General features: G+C 68.7%; 23 protein-coding genes and 1 pseudogene. 17 read left to right on the plus strand and 7 right to left on the minus strand.

Annotated elements, in window-relative coordinates:
• Window positions 1–13: 13 nt before the first annotated feature.
• Window positions 14–1,660, minus strand: a complete 1,647-nt coding sequence (locus J7E96_RS14770; RefSeq protein WP_215131277.1) for an ABC transporter substrate-binding protein — start codon at window positions 1,658–1,660, stop codon at window positions 14–16.
• 353 nt (window positions 1,661–2,013) lie between these two features.
• Here J7E96_RS14770 and J7E96_RS14775 point away from each other — a divergent pair, with 353 nt between their 5' ends.
• A complete protein-coding gene (locus tag J7E96_RS14775; protein WP_215131279.1) occupies window positions 2,014–2,475 on the plus strand; it encodes a DUF3237 domain-containing protein in 462 nt (153 codons plus the stop codon).
• Window positions 2,476–2,480: 5 nt separating this feature from the next.
• On the opposite strand, the gene J7E96_RS14780 is transcribed toward J7E96_RS14775, so the two are convergent.
• Window positions 2,481–2,894, minus strand: a complete 414-nt coding sequence (locus J7E96_RS14780) for a MarR family winged helix-turn-helix transcriptional regulator (RefSeq protein ID WP_215131281.1) — start codon at window positions 2,892–2,894, stop codon at window positions 2,481–2,483.
• A gap of 171 nt (window positions 2,895–3,065) precedes the next feature.
• Here J7E96_RS14780 and J7E96_RS14785 point away from each other — a divergent pair, with 171 nt between their 5' ends.
• The 4 genes from J7E96_RS14785 to J7E96_RS14800 are packed head-to-tail and all read left to right on the plus strand — an operon-like array spanning window position 3,066 to window position 6,888.
• On the plus strand, window positions 3,066–3,977 hold the full coding sequence (locus J7E96_RS14785) for an SDR family NAD(P)-dependent oxidoreductase (RefSeq protein ID WP_215131283.1): 912 nt from the start codon (window positions 3,066–3,068) through the stop codon (window positions 3,975–3,977).
• A gap of 1 nt (window position 3,978) precedes the next feature.
• Window positions 3,979–4,866 (plus strand): amidohydrolase family protein, encoded by an 888-nt coding sequence (locus tag J7E96_RS14790; RefSeq protein WP_215131285.1) that lies wholly within the window; start codon window positions 3,979–3,981, stop codon window positions 4,864–4,866.
• 10 nt (window positions 4,867–4,876) lie between these two features.
• Window positions 4,877–6,421 (plus strand): long-chain fatty acid--CoA ligase, encoded by a 1,545-nt coding sequence (locus J7E96_RS14795; RefSeq protein WP_215131287.1) that lies wholly within the window; start codon window positions 4,877–4,879, stop codon window positions 6,419–6,421.
• An 8-nt stretch (window positions 6,422–6,429) separates the two neighbouring features.
• Window positions 6,430–6,888, plus strand: coding sequence for a MaoC family dehydratase (locus J7E96_RS14800; protein ID WP_215131289.1), 459 nt, complete (start codon window positions 6,430–6,432; stop codon window positions 6,886–6,888).
• Between the two features lie 35 nt (window positions 6,889–6,923).
• Here the strand turns inward: J7E96_RS14800 and J7E96_RS14805 are convergent, their stop codons facing one another.
• Window positions 6,924–7,490, minus strand: a complete 567-nt coding sequence (locus J7E96_RS14805; protein ID WP_215131291.1) for a TetR/AcrR family transcriptional regulator — start codon at window positions 7,488–7,490, stop codon at window positions 6,924–6,926.
• Window positions 7,491–7,590: 100 nt separating this feature from the next.
• Between J7E96_RS14805 and J7E96_RS14810 the strand changes: the two genes are divergently transcribed.
• The 8 genes from J7E96_RS14810 to J7E96_RS14845 all read left to right on the plus strand — a co-directional run bounded on the left by J7E96_RS14810 (window position 7,591) and on the right by J7E96_RS14845 (window position 17,536).
• On the plus strand, window positions 7,591–9,276 hold the full coding sequence (locus J7E96_RS14810; RefSeq protein WP_215131293.1) for a CocE/NonD family hydrolase: 1,686 nt from the start codon (window positions 7,591–7,593) through the stop codon (window positions 9,274–9,276).
• Window positions 9,273–10,223, plus strand: a complete 951-nt coding sequence (locus J7E96_RS14815; protein WP_215131295.1) for an ABC transporter permease — start codon at window positions 9,273–9,275, stop codon at window positions 10,221–10,223. The genes J7E96_RS14810 and J7E96_RS14815 overlap by 4 nt, the downstream gene beginning before the upstream one ends.
• Window positions 10,220–11,104 (plus strand): ABC transporter permease, encoded by an 885-nt coding sequence (locus J7E96_RS14820; RefSeq protein ID WP_215131297.1) that lies wholly within the window; start codon window positions 10,220–10,222, stop codon window positions 11,102–11,104. Before J7E96_RS14815 ends, J7E96_RS14820 begins: the two co-directional genes overlap by 4 nt.
• Window positions 11,101–12,096: an ABC transporter ATP-binding protein gene (locus J7E96_RS14825; RefSeq protein WP_215131299.1), complete on the plus strand. Its 996-nt coding sequence runs from the start codon at window positions 11,101–11,103 to the stop codon at window positions 12,094–12,096. The genes J7E96_RS14820 and J7E96_RS14825 overlap by 4 nt, the downstream gene beginning before the upstream one ends.
• Entirely contained in the window at window positions 12,089–12,874 is a 786-nt protein-coding gene (locus tag J7E96_RS14830; protein WP_215131301.1) for an ABC transporter ATP-binding protein, read from the plus strand. Before J7E96_RS14825 ends, J7E96_RS14830 begins: the two co-directional genes overlap by 8 nt.
• A 117-nt stretch (window positions 12,875–12,991) precedes the next feature.
• Window positions 12,992–14,542, plus strand: a complete 1,551-nt coding sequence (locus J7E96_RS14835; protein ID WP_215131303.1) for a DUF4331 domain-containing protein — start codon at window positions 12,992–12,994, stop codon at window positions 14,540–14,542.
• Window positions 14,543–14,615: 73 nt separating this feature from the next.
• Window positions 14,616–16,019, plus strand: a complete 1,404-nt coding sequence (locus J7E96_RS14840) for a lipopolysaccharide assembly protein LapB (protein WP_215131305.1) — start codon at window positions 14,616–14,618, stop codon at window positions 16,017–16,019.
• The gene (locus J7E96_RS14845; RefSeq protein ID WP_215131307.1) at window positions 16,016–17,536 is read left to right on the plus strand and encodes a sulfite exporter TauE/SafE family protein; all 1,521 of its coding nucleotides are present in this window, start codon (window positions 16,016–16,018) and stop codon (window positions 17,534–17,536) included. Before J7E96_RS14840 ends, J7E96_RS14845 begins: the two co-directional genes overlap by 4 nt.
• A gap of 5 nt (window positions 17,537–17,541) precedes the next feature.
• On the opposite strand, the gene J7E96_RS14850 is transcribed toward J7E96_RS14845, so the two are convergent.
• Window positions 17,542–18,870: a S1 family peptidase gene (locus J7E96_RS14850; RefSeq protein ID WP_215131309.1), complete on the minus strand. Its 1,329-nt coding sequence runs from the start codon at window positions 18,868–18,870 to the stop codon at window positions 17,542–17,544.
• Window positions 18,871–19,086: 216 nt separating this feature from the next.
• Between J7E96_RS14850 and J7E96_RS14855 the strand changes: the two are divergent.
• Window positions 19,087–20,346, plus strand: a pseudogene (locus tag J7E96_RS14855) (histidinol-phosphate transaminase); the annotation flags it as partial.
• 47 nt (window positions 20,347–20,393) lie between these two features.
• On the opposite strand, the gene J7E96_RS14860 reads toward J7E96_RS14855, so the two are convergent.
• The gene (locus J7E96_RS14860; RefSeq protein WP_251069925.1) at window positions 20,394–21,191 is read right to left on the minus strand and encodes an aldo/keto reductase; all 798 of its coding nucleotides are present in this window, start codon (window positions 21,189–21,191) and stop codon (window positions 20,394–20,396) included.
• 208 nt (window positions 21,192–21,399) lie between these two features.
• On the opposite strand from J7E96_RS14860, the gene J7E96_RS14865 reads away from it, so the two are divergent.
• Window positions 21,400–22,584 carry a DUF418 domain-containing protein gene (locus tag J7E96_RS14865; RefSeq protein ID WP_215131315.1) on the plus strand — a complete coding sequence of 395 codons (1,185 nt, stop codon included), beginning with the start codon at window positions 21,400–21,402 and terminating at the stop codon, window positions 22,582–22,584.
• A 108-nt stretch (window positions 22,585–22,692) separates the two neighbouring features.
• Here J7E96_RS14865 and J7E96_RS14870 read toward each other — a convergent pair whose 3' ends face one another.
• Both J7E96_RS14870 and J7E96_RS14875 read right to left on the minus strand, forming a co-directional pair.
• Window positions 22,693–23,073, minus strand: coding sequence for a DUF4234 domain-containing protein (locus J7E96_RS14870; RefSeq protein ID WP_215131317.1), 381 nt, complete (start codon window positions 23,071–23,073; stop codon window positions 22,693–22,695).
• A 278-nt stretch (window positions 23,074–23,351) separates the two neighbouring features.
• A complete protein-coding gene (locus J7E96_RS14875) occupies window positions 23,352–23,555 on the minus strand; it encodes a hypothetical protein (protein WP_215131319.1) in 204 nt (67 codons plus the stop codon).
• A 354-nt stretch (window positions 23,556–23,909) separates the two neighbouring features.
• On the opposite strand from J7E96_RS14875, the gene J7E96_RS14880 reads away from it, so the two are divergent.
• The gene (locus J7E96_RS14880; RefSeq protein ID WP_215131321.1) at window positions 23,910–24,560 is read left to right on the plus strand and encodes a hypothetical protein; all 651 of its coding nucleotides are present in this window, start codon (window positions 23,910–23,912) and stop codon (window positions 24,558–24,560) included.
• Between the two features lie 268 nt (window positions 24,561–24,828).
• Complete coding sequence (locus tag J7E96_RS14885) at window positions 24,829–25,731, plus strand: SigB/SigF/SigG family RNA polymerase sigma factor (protein WP_215131323.1); 903 nt, start codon at window positions 24,829–24,831, stop codon at window positions 25,729–25,731.
• Window positions 25,732–26,082: the final 351 nt, after the last annotated feature.

Raw genomic sequence — 26,082 nt, forward strand, 5'->3', positions numbered from 1 at the left:
GTGAGGTAGCGAGTCACTTCGAGGTACCGCCTATGTAGGCGGCCCACGGCATGCCCATGTAGGCGAAGGAGGTGGGCACGCCGCTGATGCGCTTGTTCATGAACATGCGCTCGTGAGTACTGGCGATATACACCACCGGGACGGTGGAGGTGAAGAGGGCCTGGGCCTCGGTGTAGGCCTTGGCCGACGCCTCGGCGTCCGAGGATGTACGTGCCTTCCCGAGCAGCCGGGTCACGTCGGCGTTGTTGTAGTTCGTCCAGTTGAAGAGTCCCCGAGGGGTGACCATCTCCGCCACGTAGGACGACGGGTCCGGCATGGCGACGTACCCGAAGGTGAGTATCAGGTCGATGCCCTGCCGGATCGAGGGGTCGTAGAAGAGCGAGGACATCTCGGTGGGCTGAAGCTGCCGTATCCGGATGTCGACGCCCAGTTTCTTGGCGGCGGCCTGGATGAAGGTCAGGGTCTGCAGTCCCTTCTGGTCACCCGCCGGGATCGCGGCCACCAAGGGCCGTGCCACCGGACCCACCTTGTCCATCAGCTTCTTTGCGCGTTCCAGGTCCGGCTTCGGCACAGCCGGCAGCGCTTCGTAGGCGGCGTCGAACCGGTCGGCGGCCGGATCGCCACTCCAAGTGAGCGGCGGGACAAGCGACTTCAGGGTCGTGGCGTCGCCACCGAACACGTTCTTGATCAGCGCGTCGCGGTCCAGGGTGTGTGACAGTGCGTCCAGGAGCCGACGGTCCGCCGCGGGGGACTTGGCGCTGCCGGGAATCAGAAGGACGTTCTGCGTGGAGGGACCGAGGTAGGTCGCACCGTTCTTCGCCCGGGCGAGCGCGGTGGCACTGGTGGGCGGCAGTTCGTACGTACCGTCCACCTCGCCGGAGAGCAGTGCGCTGGTGAGTGTGTTGCTGTTGGTGATGAACTTGAAGTCGACCCGGCCGGCCTTCGGCTTGAGCCGGGGGTCCCAGTAGCCGTCGTTGCGTTCGAGGGTGATGCTGTCGCCGGACTTCCACGAGGCCAGTTCGAACGGCCCGGTGCACATGAGTCCGCCCTTGGCGGCGCCGTAGGCGGCGCCGGCCTTCCGGGTGTACGCCTGCTGGCTGACCGCGCCGAAGGAGGTGGAGAGCGCCTTGGGGAGGGTCTGGTCGTACGCCTTGGTGCGCAGTGTCACCTGGTTCGGACCCGTGGCCTTGATCGACGTCACCGCGGAAAGGTAGTTCCCGTACAGCGCCTGCGTCTTCGGGTCGGTCTGCCGTTCCAGGCTGTAGACCACGTCCTGGGGTGTCATGCGGGAGCCGTCCCAGAACGTGACGTCGGACCGGAGATCGAGCACCAGGGTGCGCGCGTCGGTCCATGTCGCCTTGCGGGCCAGGCCGGGACTCAGGGAGAAGTCCGCGTTCATCCGCGTCAGCGTGTCGCAGAGGTTCGATCCGACGGTCTGGGGCGAGTAGTCGCCCACCTTCGCCGGGTCCAGGGTCGTCGGCTCCCCGTAGGGCAGCGCCCAGGTGACGCGATCGACGACTCCGCTGCCGGGCGGGGTAGTGGTGGTGAGCCGGATTTCCCGGGGTGTGCCGGTGCCTCCGCTGGTTGCGGACGTGCAGGACGCTGTGGCCAGCAGGGCCACGCTTATGAGCACCGTCAACACCGGTCTTTGGGCAGCCATGGCTGATGCTCCTTGCCGACGTAATAAACGAACGTCATATAACACTGTTGCATGACACGCTTCCACCCGTCGGGCGAACGAGTCAAGACCCTGGCGTGTTTTCTCCGGTCCCCGGCCAGGCCGCACGTCCGGGGCTGGTGCAACCGCGCGGAGGCAGGTAGCTTCTGCGTCCGTACCGTCGCCCCGCGCACTTTCAGCGCCCACCGCGGCGACGTCCGGGCAGCATCCATGCCCCCCTACGGCAGGACGGCCGACCTGAGCAGCCGCCCCCGTTACGCGCGCCGACCTCCAGGCCCGCCTTCGCCCCCTCCCGGCGAGCCCCACGCGTCACACCCACCGAACGGAGTCCCACCGTGCCCTTCACTCCCGCTCTCGCGTTCGCCTTCGAGATTCGAGCCCACATCACCGAGACGCTCCACATCGGCCACGGCGACGGCGAGAACACCGAGTTCACACCCATCGTCGGAGGCGCCGTGGAAGGTCCCCTGCTACGCGGAAAGGTGCTGGCGGGCGGCGGCGACTGGAGCAGCACGCGGGGCGAGGTGTGCGAGCTCGACGCGCGCTATCTGATCCAGGCGGAGGACGGCGCGGTGATCGACATCGTCAACCGCGGCTTCTACAGGCCCAGGCCCGACAGCCCGGACCAGTACGACGGAGACCTCCAGGTCACGGAAGCCGGCCACTACTACCGGACCTCCCCGGTCTTCCGTACGGACGCGCCCGCGCATCGATGGCTCGCCGAGACGGTCTTCGTGGGGCTCGCGCGCCCCGAGGGAGAGGACGTCGTCGCCATCCGCATGTACGCGGTCAAGTAAGGCCGTCAGGACAGCGCCCGCCACGCACGGTTCAAGGTGTCGCGGAACTGGGCGATCTCCTCGGGACTGAGATCCCGGACCATGTGCTCTTCGAGCCGCCGAGCCGGCTCCGCGTACTCGGCCAGCAGCCGGCGGCCGGCGTCGGTCAGCAGGACGAGCCTCTCCCGCCGGTTGCAGGGGTTGAGTTCACGGCGGATCAGACCGCGGTTCTCCAGCGTGCGGACCATGTCGGCCATGGTCTGGGCCGTGACGAAGGAGTCCCGGGCGAGCTGCGCGGCCGACACCCCGTCGTTTCGTTCCAGCACAGTGAGGGTCGTGTACTGCAGCGCCGTGATGCCTGCCGGCTTGAGCAGTTCCTCAAGGCGTGCGCGCACCACCAACTCGGTCCGCTTGACCAGGTAGAGCAGGGACGGGCTCATGCTCGCCCCTCCCCTGCCACGGACTGCGGGGGTACCGCCGCCATGTCATGCCTCCACGAGATCCGGCCTGGACGTCAACAGGGATTCAGATTAGGCCATTGACAGGATTCCTGAGAATCGCCCAGACTCCCAATCATCAGGATTCCTGTTAATCACTGAGAGGCGCGAGACATGGATCTGCACGGAAAGGCCGCCGTCGTCACCGGCAGCGGACGCGGGCTCGGTCTGGGTTACGCCTGGGCCCTCGCCGCAGCAGGAGCCGCTGTCGTCGTCAACGACGTCGACGGCGACGCGGTCGAGGCCGCGGTCGCCACCATCACCTCCGCCGGCGGCAGGGCCACCGGTGTGGTGGCCGCGGTCGGCGACAGCCGGGCGGCCGAGCAGCTGGTCGAGACGGCAGTGCGCGAGTTCGGACGCCTGGACGTACTCGTCACCAACGCGGGCATCCTCCGCGACCGGGTGCTGTGGAAGATGACCGACGAGGACTTCGACGCCGTCGTCGACGTTCACCTGCGCGGCACCTTCACGTGCGCCCGGGCGGCCGCCGTCCGGATGCGGGAGCAGGGAACCGGAGGGCGCCTGATCCTGATCTCCTCGCCGGCCGGGCAGCGAGGCAACTTCGGGCAGACCAACTACGCCGCCGCCAAGGCCGGCATCGGCGCGATGGCGCGCACCTGGGCCATGGAGCTGGCCAGGGCCGGCATCACCGTCAACGCCGTCGTTCCGGTCGCGGCCACCGAGATGACCAAGACCATTCCGGCCTTCGCGCAGGTCCTCGCGGAATCCGAGCGCACCGGCGACCCGCTGCCGGCCTGGCTGCGCAAGGACGAGGGCATGGGCACGGTCGAAGACGTCGCCGGGCTCATCACCTTCCTGGCCTCGGACTCCTCCAAGGACGTCACCGGGCAGGCGATCGGCATCGGCGGTGACCGGCTGGCCCTGTGGGCGCACCCCAAGGAGAAGACGGTCGCCTTCGCCGACGGTGGCTGGAGCGCCGGCGCGATTGCGCAGGAGTGGCACGGCGGCGTCGGCGCAGAGCCCGAGACGTACGGCATCCCGGCCCCCGCGGCACCGGAGGCCTGAGATGAGCGACCTCGCGCTCGACCTCGACGAACTGACCGCCATCGACATGCACACCCATGCGGAGGTCTCCAAGGACGGCCGCGGCTCACTGAGCCCCGAGCTGTTCGGCGCCTCCGCGGAGTACTTCAAGTCCCACGCGCACCGGCAGCCGACCATCGACGAGATGGCCTCCTACTACCGCGAACGCCGCATGGCCGCCGTGGTGTTCACCGTGGACGCCGAGCACGCCACCGGGCACCCGAGGATCGCCAACGAGGAGATCGCCGAGAGCTGCGCCGCCCATCCCGACGTGCTCATCCCGTTCGCCAGTATCGACCCCCACAAGGGCCGGGCCGCAGTGCGCGAGGCCCGCCGCCTGGTGGCGGAGTACGGGGTACGCGGCTTCAAGTTCCACCCCAGCATCCAGGCCTTCTCCCCCAACGATCCGCTCGCGTACCCCTTTTACGAGGCCATCGAGGAACTGGGCGTACCCGCGCTGTTCCACACCGGTCAGACCGGCATCGGCGCGGGCGTCCCCGGTGGCGGCGGGATCCGGCTGAAGTACTCCAATCCCATGCTGGTCGACGACGTCGCCGTGGACTTCCCGCAGTTGCGGATCATCCTGGCCCATCCGTCGTTCCCCTGGCAGGACGAGGCACTGGCGGTGGCCACCCACAAGCCGCACATCTACATCGACCTGTCCGGCTGGTCGCCGAAGTATTTCCCGCCGCAGCTGGTGCGGTACGCCAACACCCTGCTCAAGGACAAGGTCCTCTTCGGCTCCGACTACCCCGTCATCACCCCCGACCGGTGGCTCGCCGACTTCGAGAAGCTCGACATCAAGCCCGAGGTCCGGCCGAAGATCCTCAAGGACAACGCCGCCCGTCTGCTCGGCCTGCTCAAGGACTGAAGGAGTCGCCGTGTTGAACCAAGGCATCGGTTCCTGGCCGGCCCGCAGGGCCCGTAAGACCCCGGACCGGATCGCCGTCGTTCACGAGGACCGTACGTGGACCTACCGAGAACTCCACCAGCGAGTACTGCGCCTGGCCCACGCTCTGCGCGCACTGGGAACGCGCCGCGGCGACCGGGTCGCGTACCTGGGCCCCAACCACCCGGCCTTCCTCGAAACGCTGTTCGCGGTCGGTGCCCTCGGAGCGGTCTTCGTCCCCCTCAACATCCGCCTGGCCGCTCCGGAACTGGCCTACAACCTCTCCGACTCGGGCAGTACGGTCCTCATCCACGCACCCGAGCAGGCCGAGGCCGCCGGTGCGGCCGCCGCAGAGGCCGAAGTACGCCACCGCATAGCCCTCGACGGCGCCGGGGCCGGTGTCATCGGTTACGACGAACTGCTCGCCGGCGGGGGAACGGAGCCGCTGGACCAGACCGTCGCCCCGGACGACCACTGCATGATCATGTACACCTCCGGGACCACGGGCCGGCCCAAGGGGGCGGTCCTCTCCCACGCCAACATCGTCTGGAACAGCGTCAACGTCCTCGTGGACACCGATCTGGCCGGTGACGAGGTCACCCTGGTCGCCGCCCCGCTGTTCCACACCGCCGGTCTCAACATGACGTGCCTGCCCACCCTCCTCAAAGGCGGCCGCGTGCTGCTGCTCCCCGCGTTCGACCCCGACCGCGTCCTGGAGCTCGTCGAGTCCGAGCGCGTGACGTACATGTTCGGCGTTCCCACCATGTACGACGCCCTGGCCGCCCGGCCGCGGTGGGCGGCCACCGACCTGGCCAGCCTGCGTACGCTCAACTGCGGCGGCGCACCGGTCCCCGCCCGCACCATCGCCGCGTACCTCGCCCGCGGCCTGGCGTTCAGTCAGGGGTACGGCATGACCGAGGCCTCCCCCGGGGTCCTCTACCTGGACAGGGAGCAGACCTCGGCCAAGGCCGGCTCCGCGGGCGTACCGCACTTCTTCACGGACACCCGCATCCTTCTGCCGGACGGTCGCGAGGCCGCCCCCGGGCAGAGCGGCGAAATCCTCGTCAGCGGCCCGAACGTCATGTCGGGCTACTGGGGCCGGCCGGAAGACACCGCGGCCGCCTTCGCGGACGGCGGCTGGCTGCGCACCGGCGACGTGGCCCGGACGGACGGCGACGGGTACGCCTACATCGTCGACCGGGTCAAGGACATGTTCGTCTCGGGAGGAGAGAACGTCTATCCGGCCGAGGTCGAGGACGCGATCCTGAGCCACCCCGCGGTCGGCGAGTGCGCGGTCATCGCGGTAGCGGACGAGGTCTGGGGCGAAGTCGGCCGCGCCGTCGTGGTGCTCAGGCCCGAAGCCGACGCCGACGCCGACGAGGACTCCATCCTCGGCCACCTGCGGGGCAGGCTGGCGAAGTACAAGATCCCGAAGTCCGTCGTCTTCGCCGGCGATCTCCCCCGTACGGCCTCCGGAAAGATCATCAAACCGGCCGTGCGCGAGACCTACGCCGGCCACCCTACGCACCCAGAATGAGGAACCCCATGCCCGCAACAGCCCACGGCCTCGACGAACTCAAGGCCCTCAGCGGAGCCGACCTCGGCCGCACCGACTGGCGGGAGATCACCCAGAACCGGGTGAACACCTTCGCCGATGCCACCGATGACCACCAGTGGATCCACACGGACCCGCAGAGGGCCAAGGAGGGCCCCTTCGGCGGACCCATCGCCCACGGCTACCTGACCCTCGCCCTGATCATCCCGCTCTTCAACGAGCTGCTGGACATCACCGGTATCTCCATGAGCGTCAACTACGGCCTGGACAAGGTCCGTTTTCCCAGCCCCGTGCCGGTCGGCGCGAAGGTGCGCCTGCACGGTGCGGTCGGCTCCGTGGAAGAGGTCAAGGGCAACGGCGTACAGATGCGGCTGACTTTCACCATGGAGGTCGAGGGCAGCGACAAGCCCGCCTGCGTGGCCCAGGCGGTCTACCGCCACTACGCCTGACCCCGCTACGCCTGATCCCCCTCCGGCAGGCTCGGTCAGTCCTCGACGAGCGCGTCGACCACGGCCCGGGCGACCCGGCCCGCCCGCTCGGCCGTCCAGTAGGCCGGGTCCTCCACGGTGGAGATGAAGTAGCCGCGGGTCAGCAGGAAGAGGATGTCGGCGGCCAGCTCCGCGTCGGATACTCCCGCCGCGATGGCCGCGTCGACGAACTCCTGGCGTGATTCACGCGGTTCGCGGTGGTCGACGCCGTTCGGGTCGGTGTGCGCCGACGAGAGCATCTCGACCCACAGCGTGCGCAGCAGCAGGTCGTCGGGTTCGGTGCTGAGGTACCACTCCACCGTGGTTCGCAGGCGTTCTCTGCCTACCAGGTCGTCCAGGCGGGCTTCCAGGTCGGTGCGCCAGCGAGACTCGGCGGCACGGACGGCGTTGGTGATCAGGGCTGTCCGTGTGGGCACGTAGTTGGTCACCATCGCGGTGGAGCCGCCCAGTTCCTTGGCCACGGCGCGGATGGTGATCGCGCGCGCTCCGTCGCGGGCGGCGACCGCGAGGGTGGCCCGGGCGATTTCCTTGCGGCGCTGGACTTCGTCGACGTCGATCGGCATGGGGGCAACCTAGCTCAGAGGGGGTTGACGCTGCGGTCATTAAGATACAACGCTGTTATATCACATTGTTTTCTCAGTGTTTCTTCCGCATGGAGAGCCCATGAGCCTTGCCGTTGAGCGTGTCACTGCTCAGCCCGTCCCCCCGCACGCGCAGCAGCACATGGTGCGAATGCGGGACGGAGTGCTGCTGGCCACCGACGTCTACGGCGCCGGCCCCGAACCCGCTCCGACCGTGCTGGTCCGAGTGCCGTACGACAAGAACAGCCGATACGTCTTCTTCGAGAAGGTCGCGCAGCGGTTCACGGCGCACGGTTACGTCATGGTGGTCCAGGACGTCCGCGGCAAGTTCCGCTCGCAGGGCGAGACGCTGGGCTGGACCGGCGAGGTGGACGACGGGTACGACACCATCGAGTGGCTCACGCACCAGCCGTGGTCCAACGGGCTCGTGGGCATGTTCGGCGACTCGTACTACGGCTTCACCCAGTGGTCGGCGGTCGCCGGCCAGCACCCCGCCCTGCGCGCCATCGTCCCCCGGGTGACGAGCACCAACAACGGGCCTGGTGTGGCCAGTTACGACGCCGGGTCCGGCCGGCAGCCCCTGTGGCTGGAGGGCGCCGACTACCAGGCGCACGTCTGGATCGACAACGACAGCTACGAGTTCGAGGCGGACCTCACCAAGCGCCCGCTGATCACGGCGTACGAGGAGGCCTTCGCGGTCATCGGGAAGCGCTCGGCGGGCTTCGACCTTGTCGTCGGCGGCATCCCCCTGCGCCCGTACAACGGACCGCATCCCTACGACGCACGCCCGGTCCCCGTCCTGCACTGTGTGGGCTGGTTCGACAACCTCGGCATCGCCCACATGCGCGACTACACCGAACTGGCCCGACGCCCCGGCTGGGCGGCGGTGCAGTACCTGATCGCCGACACGACCGACCACGAGAACTACTTCCTGGAGAACGCGCCGGTGTCCCCGGAGACCGACCACCTGGTCAGCGAGGCCGCTCTCGACGGCATGCTCGACGCGTACACCGGTCCCGCACTGGAGTTCTTCGACGTCTTCCTCAAGGGCGAGGCGCGGCCCGAATCGCTCCCGCGAGTGCGGTGGAAGCTCGGACACGTCGGCTGGCGTACGTCGACGGCCTGGCCCCCGCCGCAGGCGAACGGAACCGACCTGTACCTGGGGGAACCGCGAGCCGCGACCGGACCGGTGCCCGGCGGCCGGCTCGCCGCCGCTCCGGCACCTGACGCCGAGTCCGTGGAATGGCGGTACGACCCGGACGACCTGGTGCCGTCCGCCACGGCGGACACCTTCATGGTGTTGCGCGACCATCCGGACGAGCGCCGTACGGCGGACCGGGACGACGTCCTCGTCTTCACGGGACCGGCCTCCGACGCCCCCCTCGACCTGGCCGGGCCCGTACACGCGGTGCTGCACGTCGAAAGCACGGCGCCCACCTTCGACGTATTCGTCAGGCTCCTCGACCTGGCACCGGACGGCACGGCCCGGCTGATCGTACGCGGCTGCGCACAGGCGGACACGCCGGGCGAGATGGAGATCGCGCTCGGACACACCGGTTACCGGGTGCGCCCGGGCCACCGTCTCGCGCTGACCGTGGCGAGCAGCGACTTCCCCAACCACCTGCCCAACTCCGGTTCGGACGAGAACCCGTGGCTGACGACCGCTCCCAAGGCGAGCGTCCAGAAGCTGCGGACCGGATCCGCCCATCCCTCGCGCCTGCGCCTCACCGTCCTGCCCGACAGCGGTACGGGGAGTGGTCCGAGATGACGCTCCGGTTCGTCGCCGCCAGGCTGGCCACCCTCGTGGTGACCGTCCTCGCCTCCAGCCTGGCCATCTACGGCGCCCTGTTCCTGACTCCCGGCGACCCCGCCACGCTGCTCGTCGGCGGCAGCCGGAACCCCGACCCCGAGGTCCTGGAGCGGATCCACCGCGAATACCACTTGGACGATCCGTTCCTGGAGGGCTATTGGCACTGGCTCAGTGGCTGCCTCCACGGTGACTTCGGGAAATCCCTGGTCTACCGCGATACCGTCGCCAGCCTGATAGGCGCCCGTGCGGGCGACACCCTCGCGCTGGTCACCTACGCCTCCGTCCTGGTCCTTCTCGCCGGAACGCTCATCGGCACGATCGCCGCGCTGCGCGGCGGCCGGACCGAGACGCTGGCCACGACGCTCACGGCCGGCGCGATGGCGGTGCCGACGTTCATCATGTCGGTCCTGCTCATCTGGGTGTTCGCCGTCCAGCTGCCGTGGTTCCCGGTGTACGGGTCCGGCGAGGGCTTCACCGGCACCCTCTCGCACCTGACGTTGCCGGCCCTCGCCCTGGCGGTGACCTGGACGGGTTACGTCGCGCAAGTAACCCGGACCGCCGTACGCGCGGAGATGCGCTCGGAGCACGTGGAGACCGCCCGCAGTCGCGGCGTACCGGAGCCGGCCGTCATCAGACGGCACGTGCTGCACAACGCCTCCGGCCCCGTCTTCGCCGTGTCCGGCGTCGGCATCGCGGGCCTCATCGCCACCGCCGCCGTCGCTGAGCAGGCGTTCGGAACCGGCGGGCTGGGAGCGCTCATGATCGAGGCGGCGTCCAAGCAGGACATGGCCGTGGTCCAGGCCGTGTCGCTGATCTTCGTGGTCGTGTTCGTCGTCATCAACACCGTCGTCGACCTGGTCAGCGCCGCACTCGATCCCCGAACCGCGCAGAAGGGGACCCGATGACCACCACCCTTTTCAGCCGCGGCCCGGTACGCCGTCCTGGTCGTACGCCCCGTACCGAGGCCCGAATCGCACCCCCACGCGACTACACGACCCTCGGCGCCGGGGGCGTTGTCGCTGTGTTCCTCGTGCTGGCCGCGCTGGGTCCGCTGATCGTCCCGCACGACCCGAACGCCGTCGCCCCGCTCAACGTCAACGCCGGAGCCTCCACGGTCCACCTCCTGGGCACTGACGACACCGGACGCGACATCCTGTCCAGGCTCATCGCCGGTACCCGCTCCAGCCTGGCGGCACCGGCCGTGGTGATCCTCATCTCCACCACCCTCGGCACCGTGCTGGCGCTGACCGCGGCCTGGGCCGGGGGCAGGACCGACCGGTTCGTCTCCGGTGCTCTGGACGTCGTTTTCGGCTTCCCCGGCCTGATCATGGCGGTTCTCGCAGCCGCTGTCTTCGGGGCGGGCCTGACCGCTCCGATCGTGGCCCTCTCGATCGCCTACCTGCCACTGATCACGCGCGTTGTGCGATCGGCCGCGATCAAGGAACGCAATCTGCCGTACGTCTCGGCGCTCCAACTCCTCGGGGCTCCCACACACCGCATCTGGCTCCGGCATCTGCTGCCGAACCTGCTGCCCTTCGTCCTCGTCCAGGCCACCATCGGTTTCGGGTACGCCCTTCTCGACGTGGCCGCGATCTCGTTCCTCGGGCTCGGCAGCCAGCCGCCGGACCCCGAGTGGGGACTGATGGTGTCCAACGGGGCCCCCTCGATCCTCGCCGGCCAACCACAGCAGTCGCTGTACGCCGGCCTCGTCATCCTGGTGGTGGTGGTCGCGTTCAACCTGCTGGGGACGGGGCTGTCCCGACGCCTGCTCGGAGAAGACGCATGACATCATCACCGCTGCTCCAGATCAACGCGCTGAGGCTCGACCTGCCCCTGGACGGAACCATGCGGACCGTCGTCCACCGAGCGGATGTGAGCATCGACGAAGGCCTCGCCGTCGCCCTGGTGGGTGAGTCCGGATCGGGCAAGTCGCTGACGGCCCGTTCCGTTCTGCGCCTGCTGCCGAACGGGGCCCGCCTGCATGGGGATCTGCTCTTCGCAGGCGAATCCGTGCCGGACATGACCCGGGAACGGTTGCGAGAATTCCGCGCCACCGACGTCGCCATGGTGTTCCAGGATCCGCGGGCCCACATCAATCCGGCCCGCAGCGTCGGCGACTTCCTGGTGGAGGGACTGACCGCCGCACGCGGCGTCCCCGCTGCCGAGGCCGTCGCCAAGGTCACGGGAATCCTGCGGGAAGTCGGCATCAGCGATGCCGGCCGGCGCATGCGGCAGCGTCCCCACGAGCTGTCCGGCGGCCTGCTGCAACGGGTCATGATCGCCGCCGCGCTGGCCGCCGAACCGCGGCTGCTGCTCGCCGACGAGCCGACCACCGCGCTCGACGTGACCACCCAGGAGGAGGTGATGGCCATCATCGGCGAGGCACGTGAAGCCCGCGGTCTCGCCATGCTGTTCATCACCCACGACCTGGAACTGGCCGCCGCCGTGTGCGACCGGGTCATGGTGATGTACGCGGGTACGACCGTCGAGGAACTTCCGGCCACCTCGCTCCGCCACCACGCCGCGCACCCGTACACGCGCGCCCTGCTCGCGTCCCGCCCGGCCGTCGGCGACACCCACACCGAGCTACGGGCCATCGCCGGCAGGCCACTGTCCGGCTTCGAGGCACCCCACGGGTGCGCCTTCGGTAACCGATGTCCCAGCGTCCAGGACCTGTGCGTCAGTGACCGGCCCCAGCCGCGATCCGCCGGCGACAGCACAGCGGCCTGCCACTTCCCCCACACACTCTCGCCCGAGGAGGTCGGCAGGCATGCTTGAGGTGACGAACCTGCGCAAGGTCTTCGGTGACTTCGTCGCTGTCGACGACGTGACGTTCTCGCTCCCCGAGCAGGGATCACTGGCAGTCGTCGGCGAGTCGGGATCCGGCAAGACGACCACCGCGCGGATGATCGCCGGGCTCGAAACTCCCAGCGCAGGGCAGATCGCCGTCGCGGGAAGCGGGCGCCGGCCCGGACGAGTGCGGCCGAATGAGCGACGAGTCCGCAGCGGACAGATCCAGATGGTCTTCCAGGATCCCTACTCCTCACTCGACCGGCGACAGCGGGTGTACGACGCCGTCGCGGAGGCGGTCATGCTGCACCGGCCGCTGCCGAAGGACGCGCTCCACGCCCGGGTCTCGGAACTGTTCGACATGGTCGGGCTGGACGCCCGGCAAGCGAGGTCCCTGCCGAAGGCCCTGTCCGGCGGACAACGCCAACGCGTCGCCATCGCCCGTGCCTTGGCCGCCGAACCGCGGGTGCTCATCCTGGACGAGGCGATCGCGGCGCTGGACGTGTCGATCCAGGCACAGATCCTGAGCCTGCTCGCGCATGTCCGAACAAACACGGGGACAACACTGCTGTTCATCACGCACGACCTCGGCGCGGTCCGGCACGTCAGTGAGGAAGTCCTGGTGATGCGGGCCGGGAAGGTCGTCGAGTACGGCCCGATCGCGGCCGTACTCGACCACCCACAGGACGCGTACACGCGGCGCCTCATCGATTCGATCCCCAAGCCGGGCTGGAAACCGCGCAGGACGCAGAGCACCGACACCTGAACCGCGCTGACGCCTTCTGAACTTCAGCCATCGAGACCGAACAAGACGGGTTCGGCGCACGTACTGGACGTACAAGCACGCCAGTACGGGCGAGATGACGGATGAAGGACGGACGAGATGGCCGTAATCACCAGAAGTGTGTGGACTTGGCCCAGTCGCGGGAGCATCGCTCTGCTGGCCTGTGGTGCGCTGGCAGGCGGAGGACTCGCGGCTGCCGGCGTGACCGTGCTGGAGCCGCGGCCGGCGACCGCCTCCAGTCACCGGGAGGCGCCGCTGATCTCGGGGCAGCCGCAGTTCGACAACACGGACGTGTACGCGTTCGTCAGCCCGGACCACCCCGACACGACGACTCTGGTGGCGAACTGGCTGCCGTTCCAGGAGCCGGCGGGCGGGCCGAACTTCTACACGTTCGCCAACGACGCGCGTTACGACCTCCACGTCGACAGCGACGGTGACGCACAGGACGACCTGCTGTACCGGTTCACGTTCAAGGACCACCGCAAGAACAAGAACACCTTCCTCTACAACACCGGTGCGGTGGAGAGCCTGGACGACCAGGACCTCAACTTCACCCAGACCTACGACATCGAGCTGCTGCGGCTGGCGCACGGGAAGACCGTCTCGCGCCACAAGCTCGCGAAGAGCCTTCCGGTCGCCCCGTCGAACGTCGGCAAGGCGTCGATGCCCGACTACCAGAAGCTGCGCGACCAGGCGGTGCAGAAGGTCCCCGGCGGGCTCAAGGCCTTCGCCGGTCAGGCCGACGACCCCTTCTTCCTCGATCTGCGCGTCTTCGACCTGCTGTACGGCGGTGATCTGTCCGAGGTCGGAAACGACACGCTCAAGGGCTACAACGTCAACACGATCGCCCTGCAGGTCCCGAACTCGTACATCCGCGAGTCGGAGGAACAGCCGGTCGTCGGCATCTACTCGACGACCGAGCGCAAGAACGCCTCGGGCGACTGGACACGCGTGTCCCGGCTCGGCATGCCGCTCGTCAACGAAGTCGTCAACCCGGTGAAGGACAAGGACAAGTTCAACGCGTCCTCCCCCGAGAACGACGGGGACTTCCTCAAGAACGTCACCGAACCGGAGCTGCCGAAACTCATCGAGGGCATCTACAAGATCAAGGCTCCGGCCGAGCCGCGCGACGACCTCGTCTCGGTGTTCCTGACCGGTGTCAAGGACCTCAACCAGCCGCCGAACGTCACACCGTCGGAGATGCTGCGCCTGAACACCTCCATCAAGCCGGTCGCGGCGCCCAAGCGGCTTGGCGTACTGGACGGCGACAACGCGGGCTTCCCGAACGGACGACGACTGACCGACGACGTGCTGGACATCGCGCTGCAGGCTGTCGAAGGCGAGCTCGTCGGTTCGAAGAACGACCTGGGTGACGCGGTCGACGCCAACGACAAGAAGTTCGGCACCAGCTTCCCGTACGTCGCCCTGCCCGCCTCCGGCTCCGATGTCGAGAAGGCGGCGGAGGCAGACACCAAGGCAGCCGCCACGGGCCTGACGGGCGGGATGTCCTCGATCACCGCGTCGTGGGACGACAACACGGTGGTGCTCGTCTCAGCCGCCTCGGGGGCCGCGGGTGTGCTGCTCGTCGGCCTCGGCACGGCCTACGTGCGCTCGCGCCGCCACCCCGTACGCCGGTCCTGGCTCGGCTGACCTCCGGCCGCGGAGCGCGGCCGGGCCACCCCGCGGAGAAGACCCGAAAGAAGACCGAGGAAGGCGAGAGGCGATGTTCGTACGGAAGCCGCAGTCCGTGTGGTCGCGTGAGCGATGGCATGCGCGATGGCACGGGCCGCGGCGGTGGCGGATCGCGGTGGTCGTGGCGGTGGCAGCGGGGCTCACCGCCACCTCGGTGGCGATGGGGGCCAACGGCGACTCTCGCCGGTCCGGGCGGGACGCACCCGCACCCGCGCCGGCGGCCGACGTGTCCGTCGAGCGGCTGACCGCCGGAGACCTCGCGCAGGGCATCGACGCCCTGCACCAGCACCTCCAGGCGCAGCCCAAGGATGCCACGGGCTGGGCGACTCTGGGTACGGCGTACGTCGAGCAGGCGCGGACCAGCGGTGATCCGACACGGTATCCGCAGGCGGAGAAGGCATTCGAGCGGTCGTTGAAGCTGCGCCCGCCCGGCGAGAACGACGCGGCACTCGCCGGGCGGGCGGCGCTCGCCGCTGCCCGGCACGACTTCGGGGCGGCGCTCGGACAGGCGGACCGGGCGCTGCGGGTAAACCCGTACAGCGAGCGGGCGCTGTCCAGCCGGGTCGACGCGCTGGTGGAACTCGGGCGCTACGGCGAGGCGTTGCGAGCGGCTGAGCTCGCAGACCGGCGCCGCCCCGGCATCCCGGTCTTCACCCGGTACGCGTACGTGCTGGAGCTGCACGGTGACGCGAAGAAGGCGCGCCAGGTGCTGCTGCGTGCGCTGGAATCCGCTTTCACCCCCGCCGATGTGGCGTACGTCGCCACATCGCTCGGCCGGCTCGCCTGGTCTCAGGGGCAGTACGGGCGAGCGCAGGGGCATTTCACCGCTGCGGTGCGCGCCGATCCGGAGTATGTGCCGGCGGTGGAGGGGCGCGGGCGTACGTACGCCGCGCAGGGCCGGACGAAGCGAGCACTGAGTGATCTCGAAGAGGTCGTACGGCGCTACCCACTGCCGGGTCAGCTCGCCGCACTCGGCGAACTGCGGGAGGCGGCCGGGCAACCCGAGCGGGCCGAGGAGCAGTACGCACTCGTCGGTACGTGGACCCGGCTGGCGCGCGCCAACGGCGTCGCCACCGATCTGGAATCCGCTCTCATCGAGGCAGATCACGGCGACGCCGACGAGGCGTTGAAGGCGGCGCGCGCCGAATGGTCGCGCCGCGAGAGTGTCCACACGGCGGACGCGCTCGCCTGGGCGCTCCACGCGAACGGCAAGGATCAGGAGGCGCTGACATACGCGAAGAAGGCGACGGCCGAAAAGCCCGGCTACCGGAACACTTCATTCCTCTTCCACCGGGGCATGATCGAGCACGCCCTCGGCGACGACAAGGCCGCGCGGCGCTTTCTGCGTGCCGCGCTGGATCTGAATCCGGGCTTCTCGCTCACGGCGGCGCGCGAGGCGAAGTCCGTGCTGTCCGGGCCCCGGGGGGTGTCATGAAGCGCCGTACCACCGCTTCCGCACTGGCCACGCTGGTCGCCGGAGCGGCCTTGGCCCTGCTCCCCGCCCAGGCGGCGCAGGCACACCCTCTCGGCAACTTCACCGTCAATCAGTACGACGGACTTGTCGTGGCTCCGGGCAAGCTGAAAGTGGACCACGTCGAGGACCTGGCAGAGATTCCGGCCGCCCAGGAACGGAACCGTATCGACGCCGACGGAGACGATCGGCTGGCATCGGCCGAACTGTCGGCATGGGCCCGGTCGCGGTGCGACGCGGCGGCACGGGACGCCCGGGTGGAGCTCGCGGGCGGGGCGTCACGGGGTGGGAAGATCGCCTCCGTCTCGGCGGGAAGCGCGAAGGCGCAAGTACGGCCGGGGCAAGCGGGGTTGCGGACCCTGCGCGTAACGTGCGAGCTGGCGGCGCCGCTGCCGCGTGACGAGCGCATGCGGCTGGCGTACCGCCCGGCGTCTGTCACGACCGGAGCGGGGTGGCGGGAGATCACGGCGCGAGGTGACCGGATGACGCTGTCGGGTTCGGACGTGCCGGCGGCCTCCGTCTCGCGGCGGCTGACCGTGTACCCCGACGATCAGCTCTTCACGCCGCCTGAATTCCGGTCCGCCGCCTTCACGGTGCGTACCGGCGGGCCGGCACTCGCCGGAAGCCAGGACGAGAGGAGCGGTTCCCCGGCAGCGGGCGTGCTGCCGCGCGGGGCGGACCGCTGGGCGGAGTCGCTGACCGGGCTGGTGGCCCGTCATGAGCTGACCGCAGGTTTCGCCGCACTCGCGCTCGGCGCATCCCTGTTGCTGGGCGCCATGCACGCGCTGGCACCGGGACACGGCAAGACGATGATGGCGGCCGCCGCCACGGCGGGCGGCCGGAGTTCTCTGCGCGACGTGCTGGCCCTCGGGCTTTCGGTGACCATGACCCACACCTTGGGCGTCTTCGCGCTGGGCGCACTGATCACCGCGGGATCGGCGGCAGCGCCTACCGTCGTCTCCTGGCTGGGCATCGCGAGCGGCATGCTGGTCGCGGGTGCGGGCGCGCTGCTGCTGCGCAGGGCGTGGCGACAGCGCCATCGTCCCCATGGGCACCATCACGACCACGGACACGAACAGGACCACGGACACGAACAGGGCCACGGCCACAGTCACGGACACGCCCACTCCCACGTCCCTCCCGCCCCCGGCCTGCGCGGGATCATCCTCCTCGGCTTCGCCGGCGGGCTGGTCCCGAGTCCGTCCGCCGTAGTTGTCCTGGTCGGAGCGGCTGCCCTGGGCCAAGCCTGGTTCGGGTTTCTGCTGGTCCTGGCGTATGGTGCCGGGCTGGCGCTCACGCTCGCGGCGGCCGGGCTCGCGGCAGTGCGGCTGCGGGAGACCGCGACGCGCCGGCTGACCCGGCGCTTGCGAGGCCGGGCCCTTTCGCGTGCCCGGCGCGCGGCCCCGCTCGGCACGGCCGCCGTCGTCTTCATGCTGGGGTGTGGATTGCTGCTCAGAGGGGCTGCGACAGCGCTCAGTTAAGACCATCAGCCCCAGGCCTGGGAGTAGTGCCTCCGGTAGCTTCTGCGGTCATGAGCCGACCGGATCCAGCGGGTCGCCACCAGGCCGAGGAGACTCACAGCGACAACCACCAGTCCCGGTACGAGGGTCCGCAGGGAGACGCTTCCGGCCGGCAGTGTCGCACCGGCTGCCGCCCCCGGTACGGACGTTCCGGGAACGGCAGCCGGTGGCGAAGCCGCTCCGCTACCGCCCTCGGCCGTGGTGGCGGCGCCGGCCACGTTCACTCCGAGGGCTGCCATCGCCGTGGTCGCCGGTTGGAAGTAGGTGAGACCCCCGGTGGTGCAGTCGCCGTTGCCGCCCGAGGTCAACCCGAGCGCCAGCCCCTGCGCGAACAGCGGGCCACCGCTGTCGCCCTGTTCGGCGCAGACCGTCGTCTCGATCAGTCCCGTCACCGTGCCCTCGGGAAAGTTCACGGTCGCGTTCAACGCGGTCACCCGGCCCGAACGCACGCCCGTAGTGCTGCCGCTGCGGAAGACCTGCTGGCCGACGAAGGGATCGGCGGCCGCGGTGATCCGTACCTCCCGGCCACCGCCGATGCCCACCACGCCCCTGTCACTGGACGCGTCACCGTTCTCGTACTCGACGAGCGAGAAGTCGCTGCCGGGGAAACTGCTCGCCGTCGTCGTACCGATCCGCTCGGCGCCCTGCGCGTCCTGGAACCAGGTGGTGCCGACGGAACCGCAATGGCCCGCCGTCAGTATGAAGTCGTTCTGGCCATTGGTGACGTTGAACCCTGCCGAACAGCGCCCACCGCCGGTGAAGACCGCGTCGCCGCCACTGGCCCTGGTGGTGAAGGACCCCGCGGTCCGCTGCATGTGTACGAAGCCGCCGATCCGGTCGGCGAGGCCGGACAGGCGTGACCAGTCCCCGGCGGAGACTGTGCTGTCGGCATGCACCACGACCTCGTTGGACGCGTAGTCCACCACCCATGCGGTGCCCGGCACTCGGGGCGCGGCGCGCAGATCATCGGTGGCGGAGCGGAGTTGGCGCATGCTGTGGCGCACAACCTTGGCGCCTGCCCCCGCCCGACCGACCTCTACCGCCGCGTCCGCGTCGGTCACTGCGACGACCGGTTGCCCGTCGGAGCCGATCCAGCTGCCCGCCGTACGGGATGTGCCGAGCCGCGCGACGAGACTCGCGCCCAACTCGGCGGGCTGAACTCTGCCGCCCTCATCTCGGTCTCCAGTGGACGGCTCGCTCGCCGTCGCCGTCGTCATCATCAGACCGCCGCTGAGCAGTCCACCGACGGCTGCCAGCCGCGCGAGCGTCTGCAGTCTGCGTCGTGCATGTCTCATCCGACACCCTCAAAGCCGTTCCGACACGACGTCACCAACGCCGGGGGCCGCGGGAAGCGGTCCCTGCTACATACGGGTCGTCGTACGACGCTGTTCAGCGATGCCACCGCCTCCTCACCCACCACCTCCTGCGCTGAACGCCGCCCCACCAACGCCCGTATACAGGAGCGGGTCCCTCGCACAGGTACGGGCCTACGCACGCAGGGGAGGCATTTCATGGCCGGCACCAATGTCACCGCGCTCTTTCGCGCGTCCACCGCGCACAGTCCCTCGTACTTCACCCTGAACCGGGCAGGAGCCGGCGCGGCCGGCCAGATCACCGACTTCTGCATACCCTGCAACCCGTACTTCCCCACCCCCGAGATGTTCGACGAACTCGGAAGCCGGCTCCGCGAGATCCTGACGTACTACCCGAGCAGCGCGGACACCATCACCGCCGAGTTGTGCCAAGTCCTCGGACTCAACCCGCAGACCGTCGCCATGGGGAACGGCTCCACGGAACTCATCACGTGGATCGACCACTTGCTCGTCCACGAGTCGCTGGCCGTGCCCGTCCCCACCTTCGGCCGGTGGACCGACCAGCCGATGGAAACCGGCAAGCGCGTCGACATGCTCCTGCTGCCGGAAGCACATGGCTTCGGCCTGGATCCGGAATCGTTCGTACGGTTCATCAGGACGCGTGGTTCCCGCGCGGCAGTCATCTGCAACCCCAACAACCCCGACGGCGGTTTCCTGCCCAAGCACCAGGTCCTCGCACTCCTCGACGCACTCCAGGACCTGGATCTGGTGGTCGTCGACGAGTCCTTCCTGGAGTTCGCCGACGCAGAACCGGAACCGAGCGTCGCAGCCGAGGCGGTGCTGCGGACGAATGTGATCGTGCTGCGCAGTCTGGGCAAGAACTTCGGACTGCACGGTGTGCGCTTCGGCTACCTGGTGTCGAATCCCGGGCTCGCGGGGAAGGTGCGCGCCGCGCTGCCGAAGTGGAATCTCAACTCCTTCGCGGAAACAGTGGTGTTCATGCTGAAGGGACACCGCCAGGAGTACGCGGACAGCATTGAGCGCTCGCGCCGCGACCGGGAGGAAATGACCTGGTGGCTCTCCCAACTGCCGGGTCTGACCGTCTATCCCTCGCAGGGAAACTTCGTCTACGTACGGCTGCCGGAAGGTGCGGACGGGACGGTTCTGCGCGACCGGCTGCTCTCCGAGCACGGAGTGCTGGTGCGTGACTGCGCAAACAAAGTCGGCAGTTCCAGCCGTTTCCTGCGGCTTGTGGTACGCCCTCAGCAGGATGTGGCCCGGCTGATATCGGCGCTCGAGCAGGTGCTGTACGGGCAGCTTCCGGACGACACCCCCGGACCGGCAGTGATGCTCGCTCGGGACTGTCAGCAGACGGCGTCCGCCCGGAACGCGGTGCTGCCCGGAGCAATGGCCAGAGGCTATACGTCGGGAACCGCAGCGGTGGATCGCCTGGTCAGCCCGGCCTGATGCGCACGGGCGAGCATCCCGCGCCGGCGAACTGGGGGTCAGGTACTCAAGGTCAGACGGTCGAGGCGGGCCCGGTGGGCCGGCGTCAGGCGGATACGCGCTGCGGCCACGTTCTCCTCCAGGTGGTCGATCTGCGCGGTGCCGGGTATCGGGAGGATGACCGGCGAGTGGTCGAGGAGCCACGCGAGAGCGACCTGCGCGGGGGTGGCGTCGAGTTCGCCCGCCACGGCGGCGATCTCGGCTGTCGAGCCCGACGCCGCCCCCGCGACGGGCCGCCACGGCAGGAAGGCGATCCCCGCCTCTTCGCAGGCCGCGAGCACAGGTTCGTGTTCGCGGTCGACCAGGCTGTACCGGTTCTGCACGCTCGCGACGTCGACGATCTCCCGTGCCTGGTCAAGCTCCGCCACGGTGATCTCGGACAGTCCGATCCGGCCGATCTTGCCCTCGGTCTGCAACTCTCGCAGCGCGCCGAGCTGGTCGGCGAGGGGGACCTCAGGGTCGATACGGTGCAACTGGAGCAGCTCGACCCGTTCCACGCGCAGTCGACGCAGCGCGTGCTCGACCTGCTCACGGAGGACGTACGGACGTCCGTCGAGCTTCCACTCGGCTGCCGGGCCCGAGCCGGACCGCGCGACTCCGACCTTGGTCGTGATGTGCAGCCCGTCCGCGTAGGGGTACAAGGCCTCGGCGAGCAGCTCCTCGTTGGCTCCCCCGCCGTACAAGTGGGCGGTGTCGATCAACGTGACGCCCAGCTCGACGGCCCGCCGGGCAACCGCCAGGGAGGCTTCGCGGGCAGGGCCTGCTTCGGTCGGCAGTCGCATGGCCCCGAAGCCCATCCGCCGCACTTCCAGGTCGCCGCCAATGCGGAACTCGGTCGATGTCACCTGCTGTCTCCATTCGTCAAGGCCACACGCTAACAGTGGTGTTGACCGCGCGGCGTGGGTCGGAGGGGGGCGGTGCACGGCGCCAGTGCATCTTTCGATGTAGCCCGGGTTCGTCCTTGCTCACGACGAGGGCCGGGCGAGAGGCCCCGACCATGGGTATATGACCGAAACCCTGCCCTCACCCGTCTCGACATCCGGCGCCGGTGGCAGCCGCCTCGCTCTGCTCGACGTACTGCGCGGGGTCGCGATCCTGGGCACGCTGATGACCAACGTGTGGATCTTCACGGCTCCCGGCGCCGAGTGGGGGATCCTGCAGAGCGGGACCGGCGGGAGCGGCCAGGGAACCGTACCGGCACTCGCCGAGCTGCTGTTCCGAGTGGCGGCGGACGGGAAGTTCCTGTCGATGCTGACGATCCTCTTCGGAGTGGGTCTGGCGATCCAGTTCGACTCCGCGGCACGGCATGGCCGGCGCTGGCCGGGCCGCTACCGTTGGCGGGCGCTGTTCCTGTTCGCCGAGGGGACGCTGCACTTCGTTCTCGTCTTCGCGTGGGACGTACTCATGGGGTACGCGGTCACCGCCCTGCTCGTTGCATGGCTGCTGACCCGGTCGGACCGGGCGCGGCGACGGGTCATGTGGTGGGCGGCCGGGCTGCATCTGTCCCTCATGGGCCTGCTCACGGCGGTGGTGGTGCCGGCCGGCGCCGACCAGGAGAGCGAGGGCGGTGTCTCGCGCGAGGTCGTGGACCTGTACGCACACGGCAGTTACCTGGACCAGGTGTCCTTCCGGCTGGAGAACGCACTCGCGCTGCGGCTGGAGCCGGTCCTCTCCTTCGGGCTGCTGGTCTTTCTCTTCCTGCTCGGGGTGCGGCTGCTGCGGGCAGGCGCATTCGGCGCGGACGAAAAAGGACGACGGCTGCGCGCCCGGATGCTCCGCTGGGGGCTGGGGCTCGGAATCCCTCTCACCGCGGCCTTCGCGATGGCGGGCCCGGACTGGTTCCTGCTGGGCCGCTACTGCGCCGCGCCGCTGGTCGCCGTCGGCTACATCGGGCTGATCGGTGCAGTGGTGGACCGGGTACGGCGCCCCGGCCCGTTGACCACCGGCCTCACCTCGGTCGGCAGGATGGCCCTGTCCGGCTACGTCCTGCAGAACGTGCTGTGTGTTGTGGTCTCGTACGGCTTCGGACTGGGCCTCGCGGCCCGGTTCACCGGGCCGGCCCACACATGGTGGGTGATGGGTCTGTGGGCCGCGGTGTGCGGGGTGCTGATGGTGGGGGCCACGCTGTGGCTACGGCGCTTCCGGTACGGCCCACTGGAGTCGGCACAGCGGTGGGTCCTGCGACGCTGAACGCGACCCGCCCGTAGGGCCGGAGCCCGCTGAGCCGAAGGGGCCGGGAGAGCGATTCGCTCTCCCGGCCCCTTCCCCACGTGCCGTGGCCGCCTGTATGGCGGTAAATCAGGCGCGGTCGGCCCAGACGGTGTTGAGCTTGCTCTGGTAGTAGAGCGGGGTCAGGCCGAGGACGAAGGCGAGCAGCAGGCCGACGGCGCCGGAGCAGTCGGAGGTCACGCCGGCGGCGCGCTGTGCCTGGGCAATGCGGGAACCGGTCTTCACGATGGAGACGAACGGCGGGACGATCAGCAACGAGCCGAGGGTGACGGCCACGACCGCCATGCCGGGCTTGACCTCAATGGTCGGGTCGATCGCCTTCACCTGCTTGTTGACCTTGTAGTACCAGACCAGCCAGTAGATACCGAGGGTCACCAGGGTGAGCAGCCAGGTGACGACCGGGCTGGAAGGAGCGCCGGCGGGCGCGGACGTGCGGACGTCGGTGGACATCAATTTCCCTACTTGCTTGCTGTGCTTCCTGCCGCCCGTTCTGGCTGAGCCAGCCCCCGGGAACAGGGAAGTGATGAGTGTGTTGCCTCGCGTTGGAGCTGTTGAGGCGAGGGCTTACGAAGCGTATGGGTGCTGAGCATGCCAAAGAGGCGCGGGGGCATTACGAGTTCATTACAACGCACAAACCGCCCTCGCCGGGCGTCCTCAGCCAGGGCTGCCGACAGCGGCCCGCGACTTCCGGCGCCGTAAGCCACGCACGGGCCCCGGAGTTGAGGCAGCTAGTGGGGAAGTTCGCCCGCGGTCTTCTCCATGCGCAGTAGGTCGTGGGGGGCGAGGCCGCAGGCGTCACAGACGACATCGACGGGCGCGCCGTTGCGCACTGCGCCGACGGCTTCCATCTCCACATCCGCGCGGGCAGCGTCTACTGCGGCTTGGGCGTCACGCAGGCGGTTGACGGCCAGCTCAAGAGGGGCGAGGTCCATGGCCGGATGGTCGCACAGAACCGCGCCCTGAACGAACCGGATGGCGGTAGGGCGCAGACTCACCGTCGAAACAGCCACGCCCATCCAGCAGAACCCCAACGATCCAGCGTCCGTTCGAACTTACTGACATTAACAATTTCCCTATGCGCCCCACACATTCATCGCCTGATTTCCGACAAAAATCCGGGCGGGGTAAAGACAGCAAAGCGGTCGGTCGTAGCAACCTTGCCTCGTTGACGACTCCAAATGGAGGAAGCGCTGCGCCTGGCATTACTCAGTGTGTTTTGCAGCCGAAAACCGGGTAACACTGCGTAGCGAAAGCCTCCTGAGGAGTCTCAGAGAAAGGCGGGACACATGTCCGTGGGCACCGGAATCATCTTCGGCATGGTCGTAGCGATCATCACTGCACTCATGCTCGTCCCACCAGTGGCACAGTCACGCTCCGGCAACCTCAGAATCCGGTTCGGGCCAGAGTTCGATGCGGTCGCCGCTCGGCACCGCGGAAACGCCAAGGCGGCGGAACGGGAACTGAACGCCCGGGTAAGCCGGTTCGGCGACCTGCGCATCCAGGGGCTGACCCCACAGGCGCGTGAGCGGTACGCCGCTCAGTGGGCCGGTCTGCAAGAACAGTTCGTCGACTGCCCCGCCGTCGCCGTCGCGAAAGCCAATCAGCTGCTGTGTCAACTGGCCGTGGCCGTCGGCTTCCCGGCGGATTCGCACGCACGTCAGCTTGAGGCCCTGTCCGTGCATTACCCGTACCGCGTGGACGGCAGCCGGCAACTTCACTGGGCTGCACAGAAACACAAAACGGCAACGGCAACGGAAGCGGCCGAGGTCGAGGAGATGCGCCAGGCTATGGTCGCCGGTCGCCTGCTCTTCGAAGAGTTGCTCAACGCACAGCCGAATGAGGGTGCTCGCAAGACAGGGCCAAGCCAGCGGAGCCCTCGGCGCTTTCGAAGCATTCCGGCGCAGCGAGCCGGCGACCGTACGCGGCCCATCGGTTAAACAGCCGACCCCCGCCTCTGGATCCTGAGAACGGGCGGGGTCCTCTGAGTGAACCAGCGACCAAACTGGGCCAAAATTTGCTGCGACGCAACAGTTGCTACACTACACTCATCCAGTCGGATTGTGAGAGATTCCTCAAGCAACTCATCGCTCAACTGGCCAAGCCGCAAGGCGGCGAGGGGACGTGGGCAGCCGACGAGGTGGACTGGACCAGCAGTCGGAGCAGCTACGCGAAATCCCAGACGGCTCACTATGAGAGGAACGAGACATGACGGCGATCTCTGGAACAGCCGATGCGGCACGGGCGGAGGCCCCCGCATCCGCATCGACCGCTTATGTCCGGACCCGGGCGAGCGTATTGCCTTGGATCGAGGAGGCCGGAAGGGTCGCCCCAAAGGACGCACGTGCGGTGTCCAAGGTGTTCTTCGATCGACTGCACGTACTCGAAGAAGGCACGCACGAGTACCAGTACGCGCGGAACACCCTCATCGAGATGAACCTCTCCCTCGTCCGGTTCGCCGCGCGCCGTTTCCGCAATCGGGGCGGCGGCGAGATGGACGATGTCATCCAGGTCGGCACCATCGGACTGATCAAGGCCATCGACCGCTTCGAACTCTCCCGCGAGGTCGAGTTCGCCACCTTCGCCGTGCCCTACATCGTCGGCGAAATCAAGCGGTTCTTCCGTGACACCAGCTGGGCCGTGCATGTGCCGCGCCGGCTGCAGGAATTGCGCGTAAATCTCGCCAAGACCAAGGAGGATCTCGGCGCCGCCCTGGACCGCGATCCCACGGTCAAGGAACTCGCACAGCACCTTGAGCTGAATGAAGCAGAGGTCATCGAGGGCCTGGTCGCCTCCAACGGCTACACCGCAAGCTCCCTTGACACGCCAACCGAGCCCGGCGAAGACAGCCCGTCACGCCATACGCGCACATTGGTCGACGTGCTGGGCGAACCCGATGCCGCGATGGAAATCGTAGAGGACCTGCACGCACTGGCACCTCTGCTCAGCCGCCTCGAGGACCGCGAACGAAGCATTATCGAGATGCGCTTCGGCCGCGAGATGACTCAGGCGCAGATCGGCAACGCACTCGGTATCTCGCAAATGCAGGTCTCCCGCCTGCTCAGCCGGGTCCTGGCCAAGCTCCGGTCGGGCATGCTCACCGACCGCTGAGACCGCCGAACCGAACGCCGGCGCGTTCAGGGGGTGGGCCGCATAACGACGTGCGCGCAAGTCCCTCTTGCGGCCCACCCTGGACGCCCGGCGTGTTGCCGCGACGGCATAAAGGCTGGGGAGTCGCCTCGCCCATCAGGATACGAGATCGACACTGATCCGGCCGTCTCGCTCTACGTCGACCCCGCGCACCGCGGCATCCGTGTCTGAGCTGGACCCTGCGATGCCGTCATTCCTTCGGTTCTGGCTCACATTCCGTGGAGTCCGGGAATTGCGTTGCCAACGCGAACCGACTTGACCGGCCCGGAACAGGACGCGGCGGGCCACCCGCACTAGGGTCTGTTGCGAAAG

Source organism: Streptomyces sp. ISL-96 (genome assembly GCF_018614035.1).
In the GTDB taxonomy this organism is placed as follows: Bacteria; Actinomycetota; Actinomycetes; order Streptomycetales; family Streptomycetaceae; genus Streptomyces.

Excerpts from the sequence above, each read along its gene's own strand:
- J7E96_RS14810 (WP_215131293.1), top strand. The coding sequence starts at position 7,591 with ATGAGCCTTGCCGTTGAGCGTGTCACTGCTCAGCCCGTCCCCCCGCAC.
- J7E96_RS14790 (WP_215131285.1), top strand. The coding sequence starts at position 3,979 with ATGAGCGACCTCGCGCTCGACCTCGACGAACTGACCGCCATCGACATG.
- J7E96_RS14820 (WP_215131297.1), top strand. The coding sequence starts at position 10,220 with ATGACCACCACCCTTTTCAGCCGCGGCCCGGTACGCCGTCCTGGTCGT.
- J7E96_RS14840 (WP_215131305.1), top strand. The coding sequence starts at position 14,616 with ATGTTCGTACGGAAGCCGCAGTCCGTGTGGTCGCGTGAGCGATGGCAT.
- J7E96_RS14770 (WP_215131277.1), bottom strand. The coding sequence starts at position 1,660 with ATGGCTGCCCAAAGACCGGTGTTGACGGTGCTCATAAGCGTGGCCCTG.
- J7E96_RS14800 (WP_215131289.1), top strand. The coding sequence starts at position 6,430 with ATGCCCGCAACAGCCCACGGCCTCGACGAACTCAAGGCCCTCAGCGGA.
- J7E96_RS14805 (WP_215131291.1), bottom strand. The coding sequence starts at position 7,490 with ATGCCGATCGACGTCGACGAAGTCCAGCGCCGCAAGGAAATCGCCCGG.
- J7E96_RS14815 (WP_215131295.1), top strand. The coding sequence starts at position 9,273 with ATGACGCTCCGGTTCGTCGCCGCCAGGCTGGCCACCCTCGTGGTGACC.
- J7E96_RS14785 (WP_215131283.1), top strand. The coding sequence starts at position 3,066 with ATGGATCTGCACGGAAAGGCCGCCGTCGTCACCGGCAGCGGACGCGGG.
- J7E96_RS14780 (WP_215131281.1), bottom strand. The coding sequence starts at position 2,894 with ATGAGCCCGTCCCTGCTCTACCTGGTCAAGCGGACCGAGTTGGTGGTG.
- J7E96_RS14880 (WP_215131321.1), top strand. The coding sequence starts at position 23,910 with ATGTCCGTGGGCACCGGAATCATCTTCGGCATGGTCGTAGCGATCATC.
- J7E96_RS14850 (WP_215131309.1), bottom strand. The coding sequence starts at position 18,870 with ATGAGACATGCACGACGCAGACTGCAGACGCTCGCGCGGCTGGCAGCC.
- J7E96_RS14870 (WP_215131317.1), bottom strand. The coding sequence starts at position 23,073 with ATGTCCACCGACGTCCGCACGTCCGCGCCCGCCGGCGCTCCTTCCAGC.
- J7E96_RS14860 (WP_251069925.1), bottom strand. The coding sequence starts at position 21,191 with ATGGGCTTCGGGGCCATGCGACTGCCGACCGAAGCAGGCCCTGCCCGC.
- J7E96_RS14875 (WP_215131319.1), bottom strand. The coding sequence starts at position 23,555 with ATGGACCTCGCCCCTCTTGAGCTGGCCGTCAACCGCCTGCGTGACGCC.
- J7E96_RS14825 (WP_215131299.1), top strand. The coding sequence starts at position 11,101 with ATGACATCATCACCGCTGCTCCAGATCAACGCGCTGAGGCTCGACCTG.
- J7E96_RS14835 (WP_215131303.1), top strand. The coding sequence starts at position 12,992 with ATGGCCGTAATCACCAGAAGTGTGTGGACTTGGCCCAGTCGCGGGAGC.
- J7E96_RS14845 (WP_215131307.1), top strand. The coding sequence starts at position 16,016 with ATGAAGCGCCGTACCACCGCTTCCGCACTGGCCACGCTGGTCGCCGGA.
- J7E96_RS14830 (WP_215131301.1), top strand. The coding sequence starts at position 12,089 with ATGCTTGAGGTGACGAACCTGCGCAAGGTCTTCGGTGACTTCGTCGCT.
- J7E96_RS14865 (WP_215131315.1), top strand. The coding sequence starts at position 21,400 with ATGACCGAAACCCTGCCCTCACCCGTCTCGACATCCGGCGCCGGTGGC.
- J7E96_RS14885 (WP_215131323.1), top strand. The coding sequence starts at position 24,829 with ATGACGGCGATCTCTGGAACAGCCGATGCGGCACGGGCGGAGGCCCCC.